The 10,012-nt window shown below is 44.8% G+C and carries 5 protein-coding genes and 1 pseudogene; 2 read left to right on the plus strand and 4 right to left on the minus strand.

Going from position 1 to position 10,012, the window contains the following annotated elements; genetic code table 11:
* Positions 1–50: 50 nt before the first annotated feature.
* The 4 genes from J4N23_RS17720 to J4N23_RS17735 all read right to left on the minus strand — a co-directional run bounded on the left by J4N23_RS17720 (position 51) and on the right by J4N23_RS17735 (position 8,553).
* A complete protein-coding gene (locus tag J4N23_RS17720) occupies positions 51–4,181 on the minus strand; it encodes a hybrid sensor histidine kinase/response regulator transcription factor (RefSeq protein WP_207429166.1) in 4,131 nt (1,376 codons plus the stop codon).
* Between the two features lie 394 nt (positions 4,182–4,575).
* A complete protein-coding gene (locus J4N23_RS17725; RefSeq protein ID WP_207429167.1) occupies positions 4,576–5,328 on the minus strand; it encodes an SDR family NAD(P)-dependent oxidoreductase in 753 nt (250 codons plus the stop codon).
* 17 nt (positions 5,329–5,345) lie between these two features.
* Positions 5,346–7,499 carry an alpha-glucuronidase family glycosyl hydrolase gene (locus J4N23_RS17730; RefSeq protein WP_207429168.1) on the minus strand — a complete coding sequence of 718 codons (2,154 nt, stop codon included), beginning with the start codon at positions 7,497–7,499 and terminating at the stop codon, positions 5,346–5,348.
* A gap of 28 nt (positions 7,500–7,527) precedes the next feature.
* Positions 7,528–8,553: a LacI family DNA-binding transcriptional regulator gene (locus J4N23_RS17735; RefSeq protein ID WP_207429170.1), complete on the minus strand. Its 1,026-nt coding sequence runs from the start codon at positions 8,551–8,553 to the stop codon at positions 7,528–7,530.
* 332 nt (positions 8,554–8,885) lie between these two features.
* On the opposite strand from J4N23_RS17735, the gene fsa reads away from it, so the two are divergent.
* Entirely contained in the window at positions 8,886–9,545 is a 660-nt protein-coding gene (fsa, locus tag J4N23_RS17740) for a fructose-6-phosphate aldolase (RefSeq protein WP_207429171.1), read from the plus strand.
* 19 nt (positions 9,546–9,564) lie between these two features.
* Positions 9,565–10,012: pseudogene (locus tag J4N23_RS17745) on the plus strand (transketolase); the annotation flags it as partial.

The following is a 10,012-nucleotide window of genomic DNA, read 5'->3' on the forward strand; positions in this document are numbered from 1 at the left end:
AGAAATGTAAACATTTGAAAATGGGCCGAAAAACAGGCGTTTTTAGCTTTCTATGAGGGTATTTCCTCTTTCTGAGGGGTATTCTTCTGTTGTTTTATGTAGGAAGAGGGAAGCATTCCGTACTCCGCTTTAAAGTACTTTGCAAAGTACTTAGGGTTATTGAATCCTACTTCATAGGCAATCTCAGCCACTGTCAACTGTGATTTTTCTAATAGCAAGGCCGCCCGCTTCAGGCGGATTGACCGGATAAATTCTAAGGGTGATTTTTGAGTTATTACCAGTAGTTTTTTATAGAGTGCCACCCGGCTCATGCACATCTCTCTGCTTAACTCCTCCACCGAAAACTCAGGATTTGAAATGTTCTTTTCTACAATTTGCAAAGCCTGCTGAATAAACTTCTCGTCTGCTGACTGTACTTCGATCTCTGCTGGCCTGGCCTCAATCTGTTTCTGAAAAGTTTTCCGAAGCGACTCATGCTGCACAAGCAAGTTTCTGATTTTGCTAAGCAATACTTCAAAATTGAATGGCTTGGTCATATAATCATTAGCGCCAGTCTCTAAACCCTTCAATAGCTGATCTTCGCCCGAAAGAGCTGTGAGCAAAATTACCGGTATGTGGCTTGTCCTCTTATCACCCCTGATTTTCTGGCACAAGTCCATACCGCTCATTTCCGGCATACTGATATCAGAAACAATGAGGTCGGGATGAGAGGACAAAGCTTTATTCCAGCCGAGCTTCCCATTAGACGCTTCGATAATGTTGTAATACTGCCGGAGGTTATCCTTGAGATAGAACCTGAAATCTTCACTATCCTCAATTAACAAGACCGTTGGCCTCTTTTGCAAATGATCAAAGCGCGGATGCTTATCCACTACGTCCATGTGTACGTCGGGTGCATTATCGTCTACTAAATGTCGGTCCTCTTTTACCACGCTGATGGCTTTAACAGGAATTTCTATTGTAAAGCAACTTCCGTTTTCGGGTTCACTTTCTACCGTAATAGTCCCGTTGTGCAGATTTACAAATTCTTTAGTAATGGCCAGACCTATGCCGCTTCCCTGGTTGACCATCGAACCAGGCACGTCGTTCTGGAAGAAGCGGTCAAATATTTTCGCCTGCTTGTCCAGGGGAATGCCTATCCCACTGTCTTTTATCTTAATCTGTAGAATAGACGATCCACCCGGAGAAGGCTTCAGTTGTAAATCCAGACCAATGTCCCCACCTTCATGAGTAAATTTAAAAGCATTAGAGAGCAGATTAAAAAGGATCCGTTCCAGTTTGTCCTGATCGAAGCTGGTGACAAATGAATTAAGCTCAGACCGTAGCGTGAACCGGATATTCTTCTTCTCTGCCAGATCCGCGAACGACTGGAAGCTTTCGTGGATAAACTGAACGATATCTCCTTTTTTTGCCTGAAGTTTCAATTCCTGGACCTCCATCTTACGGAAGTCTAAAAGCTGGTTTACTAGGTGCAGTAGTCGCTTGGCATTCCGTTGAATAAGCTGAAACTGCCGCTTCTCTTCCGGACGCTCGGTTTCCTTCAAAATCTTATCTAATGGCGCCAGTATGAGCGACAACGGCGTGCGGAACTCGTGACTAACGTTGGTAAAGAATTTAATCTTCATCATATCGAGCTCATGCATGCGCTGCGCTTCCTGCCGCTCCTGCTCCAACGCAAACTTGTTTTTGAGCTTCATAATTCCGCGATGGCGGATATAGAAAAGCATACCCAGAACACTTAACACGTACAGAACATAAGCAGTAGGGGTTTGCCAGAGAGGCGGCAATATCTTTATTCGGAGGGTTACTCCTTCCTCATTCCACACTCCGTTGTCGTTGGATGCCCGAACGCGGAAGGTATAAGTACCGGGGTCGAGGTTTGTATAGGTAGCTTTGCGCAACGTACCATCAGTAGTAAGCCATTTGTTATTAAATCCCTCCAGGATGTACGAGTACCTGTTTTTCTCGGGGTTGGAAAAGTTTAGTGCTGCAAACTCAATCGAGAATATATCCTGATCATAATTCAGCACCAGCTTGCTAGTAGCTGAAATTGATTTTTCCAGGACAACCGTGTTATCAATTTTTTCGCCGGGGATAACGCTACGGTTGAAGAGTTGGAAATCCGTTAGCACCACCGCGGGTGCTAATTTATTAGTTTTGATCTGCTTCGGATTGAAAATATTAAAGCCCCCCGGACCTCCAAAAACCAGTTCGCCGGTCCGCATTTTGAGCGCAGCATTCTCATTAAACTCACGCCCCTGCAAGCCGTCCATCTCGTCATAGTTCTTAAAACTAAAGGAATAACCCTCGGAACTTCTCGTCACACTAATATTCGATAGACCACTGGGTGTACTTAACCAGATCGACTTATTCGCGTCCTCGAGAATGGTAAGGATCGTATTGTTAGGTAGGCCATCGCTTACCCTCAGGTTTAGAAACTCCTCTTTGCCAGCACCATAAATACTCAACCCTTCCCGGGTGCCTATCCATATCAACCCCCTTGAATCCTGCAAAAGCGAAATAACGTTGTCGTTGCTCAAGCCATTCGTACTGTTAAAATGCTTAAACTTCCCATTTTTCTTTAACCGTACATCTACCCCCATCGCCGTGCCGATCCACAGATTTCCCGCTTTGTCTTCCACTAAAGCAGGTATGTAGTTAGACTGGACGGAGTTAAACTGGTTCTCGCGATATTGTTCATACCTGAAATGCCTGAACTTCTTCAGCTTCCTGTCGAACAAATCCAAACCGTTCGCCAAGGTCCCTATCCATAAATTATGCTGCGAATCCTCGAGAATTTCCCAAACCCTATTATCCGCCAGGCTCTCCGGATCACTGTCGCTATGTTTATAGTTCGTAAAGACCTTGCCATCAAAGCAGTCCAAACCGCCGTAATAGGTACCTATCCATAACTTATCTTCGTGATCCATATAAAGAGCCACAATAACGTCGTTACTCAAGCTGTTTCGATTTCCGGGTTGGTGCCGGTATTGCGTATAAGTATTATTGCCCCTGTCGAAATAGATCAGCCCTCCTCCATTCGTCCCGATCCATAAGTTTCCCTTCCGGTCTTCCACAAACCGGTTCACATCGTCATAGCTAAGCGATTTTAAGTTCGAAGCCTGCCGCCGGTGCAAAGAAAACTTGATGATACTCTCATGGTAATAACTAATTCCCTTCTTAAAAGTACCCACCCACATAATTCCGGTATTGTCCCGATAAATAGCGTTGATACTGTTCTGCGACAAGCTTTTCTCGTCGTCCACTTTATTCAGAAGATATTTAACGGTATTCGTCCGAAGGTTCAGCAGATTCAAACCACCGTGGTCGGTTCCCAACCAGATAAGCCCTTTTTCATCCTGCGAAATTCCGTTTACAATGTTAGTACTCAGTTTGAATCGGGTACTGCCGGTGTGGAATCGCTCTACAGATCGGGTCTTTGACTTAACATGATACACACCAGAGGCACTATCAGTAGAGTAAGCCCAGAGATTGTCCTGCTTATCCAGGAACAGACTATGGGAGGCCTGGCTCCCGGCTCTCATTTTAAAAACGATCCGCAGCGTGCTGAGATTTAGCTGCTCAACGCTTCCATCGCTATACGAAATCCATAAGAAACCATCCTTAGACTCAGCTACATCAGTCACAGCAGCGGCACCCGGGCCGACAGAATGTTTAAGATAGTAATAGGTCGTCTTCTTTTCTCGCGGCAGATAGCGGTACAATCCCACACTTGATAAAATCCAAAAATCCCCACGTCTACCTTTTTTGATACCTGCTGCCAGGCCTTTTACACCTATTTTCCCCAGAAAGATTTCTGGTCTTCTGTCAAACTGCTCCGTATCCGGATCGTACACATTGAAGCCATTGCGGGTCTGAATCCACAGCTTTCCATGCGGGCCCTCATTGATACTCGAGATATAGTCATCGCTTAATGAGCTGCTATCACGTAGGTTATGCCTGAACACCTTGAACGTATACCCATCGTACCTGTTTAAACCCGCCATTGTTCCAAACCACATAAATCCCCTGCTATCTTTTAAAATAGCGTTTACCTGATTATGCGAAAGTCCCTTGGTTGTTTTGATGTGTGAAAACTGATATTGCAAAGGCTGCCCCTGCGATTGGCTCAGACGCACAAAAAGAAATAATAAGGTGCCCAAAAAAAATAGCGGTCTCATGAATGCAAATTGGTTAGCGCCGCCAGGTAGAACTGCAGCTTAAGCTAATTTAGCACAAATCCCTCTCAAAACCCTAACTATTTGAAATTAAGGGCAGCAGTAGTGGATAAATTATTAGAAAGCGAACGCCAGAAGCCTGATCATCGTCCGCCCGGCTTTCCGTTCATACGCCTGCAGGCCTTAGGCTTTGGCCGATATCCACTTCAATCCGGCTTAGATAACTACGTCAGCCTTCTGAATTTACGGCACTTGAGGTGTATAAAATTTAGAAAACAAATCCGCTAAATACGTGGGAGGGTGGGAAGGCTAAAAAGTGTCAGACACTGGGTTGTCTGACACCTATGACTATTAAAACCAGCAAGAGGGACCTGGCCGATCAATAAGATATAGTAAATTAAAAACCTACAGAGTTACCTCCGTCTACCGGCAGGACTACTCCTGTTATGTATTTTGCAGCATCGGATACCAGAAAAACTGCCGCTGTTCCTATGTCCGCTGGTTCTCCCAAGTAACCCATTGGTGTCCGCGACATTACTTTCTGTTTTCTTTCCGGATCATTGTTCAAGGCTTTCGCAGACATATCGGTGGCGATAAAACCGGGAGCGATCGCGTTCACGCGAATTCCTTTAGGCGAAAGCTCTACTGCCATCGCTTTTGTCATTCCATCAAGTGCTGATTTGGAAGCCGTATAGGCAATTACTTTAGGAATACCGTACTGTGCGGCCATCGAACTGATGTTGATAATGGCCCCCTGCTGCTCTTCAAGCATACATTTCACAACCTCTCGTGAAATAGTAAACACAGAGACGACATTCGTTTGAAGAACTTTCATAAAGTCCTCGTCGGTGACGTCCCAAAATTCCCTTTTCATATTGATACCGGCATTGTTCACAAGGATGTCTATCTTTCCGTGCCGGGTTGCAATGTCACTTACCAAAGCAGGAATGCCGGAAAGGTTGCCCAAGTCGAAGGAGATCGTTTCACAAAGTTCCCCCAAACTTTCCTTCGCTTTTTCAAGCTTCTCCAGATCCCGCCCGATGATGATCGTATAAATATTATTCTTTACAAATTCTGTAGCAATTGCCAAACCTATCCCCGATGCTCCTCCCGTAACAATGGCAACTTTCTCTGTGCGCTTATTTCCCATTCTATAATTGTGTTAACTTAAATTCCTGGTACAAATTGAAACTCTAAATTCTGATAATACTCTAGTGTATGCGCCGGCTTGGGGTATTGAGCGGGTATCGGCCTTTTTGAGAACTGCTGGAAGTACAGCAAACAAGCATCCCTCCACCATTTAGCCTCCTTGTTTTGAATAGCAAGAAACGATTTTACCTGCTCATAACGCGTTTTGTCCACCTTTCCTTGCTGTTGCGTCCAAAGCGCCTGCATTTGCTCAACCTGGTTCACCCCCTGGTTATACTTAAAGCAAAGCTCTTCCCACAAAGTTCTCCCTGACTTCATTTTATGGTCCCAGGAGACATGGTGAAACCAAAGCAAAAACTCCTCGGGACAGGTGCTGATGTTCTCGAACTTCTCCTGAACGGGGCCGAAGTATTGAGAGAGCGCTTTGCTGCCCGTCGAGGTCCGGTTAAAACCGATACCAAAAGAATCTGCCTTGTGATAGTATACCGAAGTCCAATCCGCACGTGGCTTGTCTTTTATCCATGGACCTGGCCCATAGTGATGGCTCCAACCCATTAAATGGTGCAAACCCAGCGGCGTCATGTAGTTCACCACAGCTTCCCTGGACATCATCATCATCGACTGTGCTGCTTTTATAAAAGATGCCTGATTATTGAAGGTCATCCGGAGCCAGTCTGCTGCAATATCCTCCGACTTTGCCTCTGGATCCCAGGCAAGTCTGCCAAAGGCGTACCAGTTGGATTGACCAAAAGGGTGACCCGTCCAGTTAATATCATTCCCAATATTTGCTACCCCTGCCATTCCTGTTAATGATTTATCCTCAAGTGAACCGTCAATCACCTTGGCCACTGTAGAACCTTTTCCCCTGGCATAAGTATCTGACTTTAGTGTTTCCTCATACATTGGGGCGAGGTAGGCTAAGTGGGTGGCGAAGCCCAGGTACTCCTGGGTAATTTGAAATTCCATTGCCAGAGGTGTTTTCGGCATAGCACCAAACAGAGGATGGAAGGGCTCTCGTGGTTGAAAATCTATTGCACCATTTTTCACCTGCACCATCACGTTCTCCCTGAATTGGCCGTCCAAAGGTTTAAATTCGTTATAGGCTTGCTTGGCCCTATCTTCAGGAACGTTATTATCGTACACGAACGCCCTCCACATGACAATTCCTTTATGGGGCGCAAGCGCATCAGCGAGCATATTTGCGCCGTCAGCGTGATTACGCCCGTAGTTCTGCGGTCCCGGCTGTCCCTCTGAATTTGCCTTTACCAGAAATCCACCAAAATCCGGAATGTAGGTATAAATCTCATCGGCTTTCTTCTTCCACCATAGTCGCACCTCCGCATTTAAGGGATCTGCAGTTTTTAAACCCCCAATTTCAATCGGCGCACTAAATCTGGCTGTTAGGTATACTTTTATCCCGTAAGGTCTGAAAACACTAGCCAGAGCAGCCACCTTTTGCAAATACTCTTTGGTTAGCACCTGCGCATTAGCGTTTACATTGGTTAAAACAGTACCATTGATACCGATAGAGGCATTAGCCCGTGCATAGTCCTTGTATCGCGGGTCCAGATAATCGGGCAAACGGTGCCAATCCCATAATGAAAAACCGGCATATCCTCTTTCTACCGTTCTGTCCAGGTTGTCCCAGTGATTCAAGACACGGACTTTCAATGCTGGTGTTTCTTCAACAGACAGGCTGCTAAGACTTTGATGTATTTGTATTCTTTTTAAAAGCGCGAACACCCCATACAGCAGTCCCTGATCAGTATTTGCAGTCACAACCGTAACGTTCTTTCCATTTACTTTTCCTGATTTAAGTAGGTACCCTTCCGGTCCCAGCTTTTTAAGTGTCTCATTGGAAGCCAGCCTGGCGATAGCCCGAGAGCTTGTTGGAGTTCCTACCAGGAGGGCCCCGTCTTGCGTCACCGAACTCTTTTCCGGCAAGGTAAAGCCCAGCAGGCCGCTGAGCCCCTCTTTTAACTCCTCGCGGGCTGCCATTGCAGTTTGAGAAGTTGCAGGAAAAATAAGCTCTCGTACCTGACTGCGGTATGTTTTCAATTGCTGCTCATCCTGGACTTTATCATATCGCAACCAAAGTCTGTAACCATCCTCGGCTTGCAGCCATGGACATAGGAGAACAAAAAGTAGTAAGCTTAATGTTAGTTTTTTCATGGTTATTTTAATGAGGTGACGCTGCTTTTTACTGCTTCACGGAAGACGGTCGGATAACAAGCTGGTGTCTGAGTAAAAGTGTATGTGTTAATGTTAAGTCCTGGTTGTTATTAAGGTGAGCAATGAGAATTTTTGCGGAAAGTTCACCCATCTCTTCTCCCTGATAATTAATGGTGGTAAGATTTGGTTCCACTACCCGGGTCACCGGATCGTTATTAAATCCGGCGAAGGCGATATCCCCAGGAATCCTGATCCCCTGTCTTTTTAACTCCAGCATACAGGAAACAGCACAACTGTCATTTGCTACAAAAACTGCATCCGGTCGCTTTTCCATTTCCAAAATCTGAACGGCCGCTTCCACCCCCCCTTGTGAACTTAAATTATTTATGATCAACAGCTCGTCAGAAAAGCTAAGACCCATATCAGAAAGCGCGTCTTTATACCCTCTGAATCGCTCAGCATAAACATTTCGGGCCTGATTTCCCGATATGTGCAGCACCCGCTTACAGCCTTGCTCAATTAAATGACGGGTTATTTCATAGCCGGCTTTGTAATTATCAATGATGATGTTCGGGCATTTTTTATGCTCGAATACGCGATCAAAAAAAATAACCGGGATACCCTTGTTTATGAATTGTTCGAAGTGACTAATGTTCTTCGTATCGTAGGCCAGGGAAACAAGTAGTCCGTCTACCCTATTGTTAAACATGGTAGTAGCATTGTCTACTTCCTTTTTTACGGTTTCAAGCGACTGGCTAATAATAAGATTGTAGCCCGCATCATTGGCAACCTTTTCCATCCCCGCAATGGCGTCTGACATGAAACTACTGTTGAGACGCGGAACGATAACTCCTATCGTGTTGGTTCTCTGTCTCCTCAAATTGCTCGCTAGAGAATTGAAGCGATACCCCATTTCTTTTGCAGCATCAAAAATTTTCTTTTTTGTTATTTTGCTTATGCCCGGATGGTCTTTTAGACCGCGGCTAACAGTTGCCGCTGAAATGTTTAAGCTTTTGGCGATATCGTATATGGTAACTTCTCTCTCAGGATTCATACATCGGGCATTCGTCTTGTCTTGCTGCAAGCCAGTACGGAACTAAGGTATAAAAAAATGCAAAAGGTTTATGCAATCGGTTGCAAAAAAAACTTTTCCGAAAAAAAGCTGCAGAATATGTTCTTTTTTTATTTGGGAAAGTTGTTGCTAAACTATTTTTTACGTTTCTTTATGCCAACGTTGGCACTAGTGCATTTGTTGCATCGGAAAGTGGCAAAAAGCGACAGATGAGATATCTTTAAAATTTATTTTAATCTGAAGATCAATTATGTATCTTAGCCATCAATTATAAGTGTCAAAAAGACAATTTATTTTAACCTTAAATAAACAATATGAAGTTTTTTATTGATACCGCAAATCTTGCCCAAATTAAAGAAGCGCACGAAATGGGCGTTTTAGATGGTGTAACTACGAACCCAAGTTTGATGGCCAAAGAAGGCATCACTGGGCAAGAAAACGTCATCAATCATTACAAGGCTATTTGCGACATCACAGACGGAGATGTAAGTGCGGAAGTTATTGCTACCACTTACGATGAGATCATTAAAGAAGGTGAAGAACTTGCTAAATTACATGAGCGCATCGTGGTAAAAGTTCCGATGATCAAAGACGGAGTGAAGGCAATTAAATACTTTACCTCGAAAGGTATCAAAACTAATTGTACGCTGGTTTTCTCTGCTGGTCAGGCTTTACTTGCTGCAAAAGCTGGTGCTACCTACGTATCTCCTTTTGTAGGAAGGTTAGATGATGTATCTACTGACGGTCTTGCATTAATCGAAGACATCCGCACTATTTTTGACAACTACGGATACACTACACAAATCCTTGCAGCTTCAGTGCGTCATCCAATGCATATTATTGAATGTGCTAAAATTGGATCTGACGTAATCACTGCTCCCCTTTCAGCTATTGCTGCTTTATTAAAGCACCCGCTTACGGATAACGGATTAGCCCAATTCTTAGCTGACCACGCGAAAGCTGCCGGTAAATAATAACCCTAATGATTTCAAGATGAACGCAGATATAAATAAACTAAACCAGGTAGCCACCCAGGTACGAAGAGACATCGTACGAATGGTACATGCCTGCCAGTCGGGCCACCCGGGTGGTTCTTTAGGATGTACTGATTTCCTTGTTGCCCTTTATTTCGAGGTGATGAAGCACAAGCCTGAGTTCAATATGGACGGCCAGGGCGAAGACCTCTTCTTCCTCTCCAATGGACATATCTCTCCTGTTTTTTACAGCGTGCTTGCCCGTTCCGGATATTTTGATGTAGCTGAGCTTGCCTCTTTCCGCAAGCTGAACTCCAGGTTGCAGGGTCACCCTACCACTCACGAAGGCTTGCCGGGTGTACGTGTAGCTTCCGGATCTTTAGGTCAGGGACTCTCTGTTGCCATTGGTGCTGCTCTTACCAAGAAACTTAACGGCGACAACTCACTTGTCTTTACCCTTCACGGGG

Origin of the sequence: Pedobacter sp. SYSU D00535 (genome assembly GCF_017355855.1) — a bacterium.
In the GTDB taxonomy this organism is placed as follows: domain Bacteria; phylum Bacteroidota; class Bacteroidia; order Sphingobacteriales; family Sphingobacteriaceae; genus Desertivirga.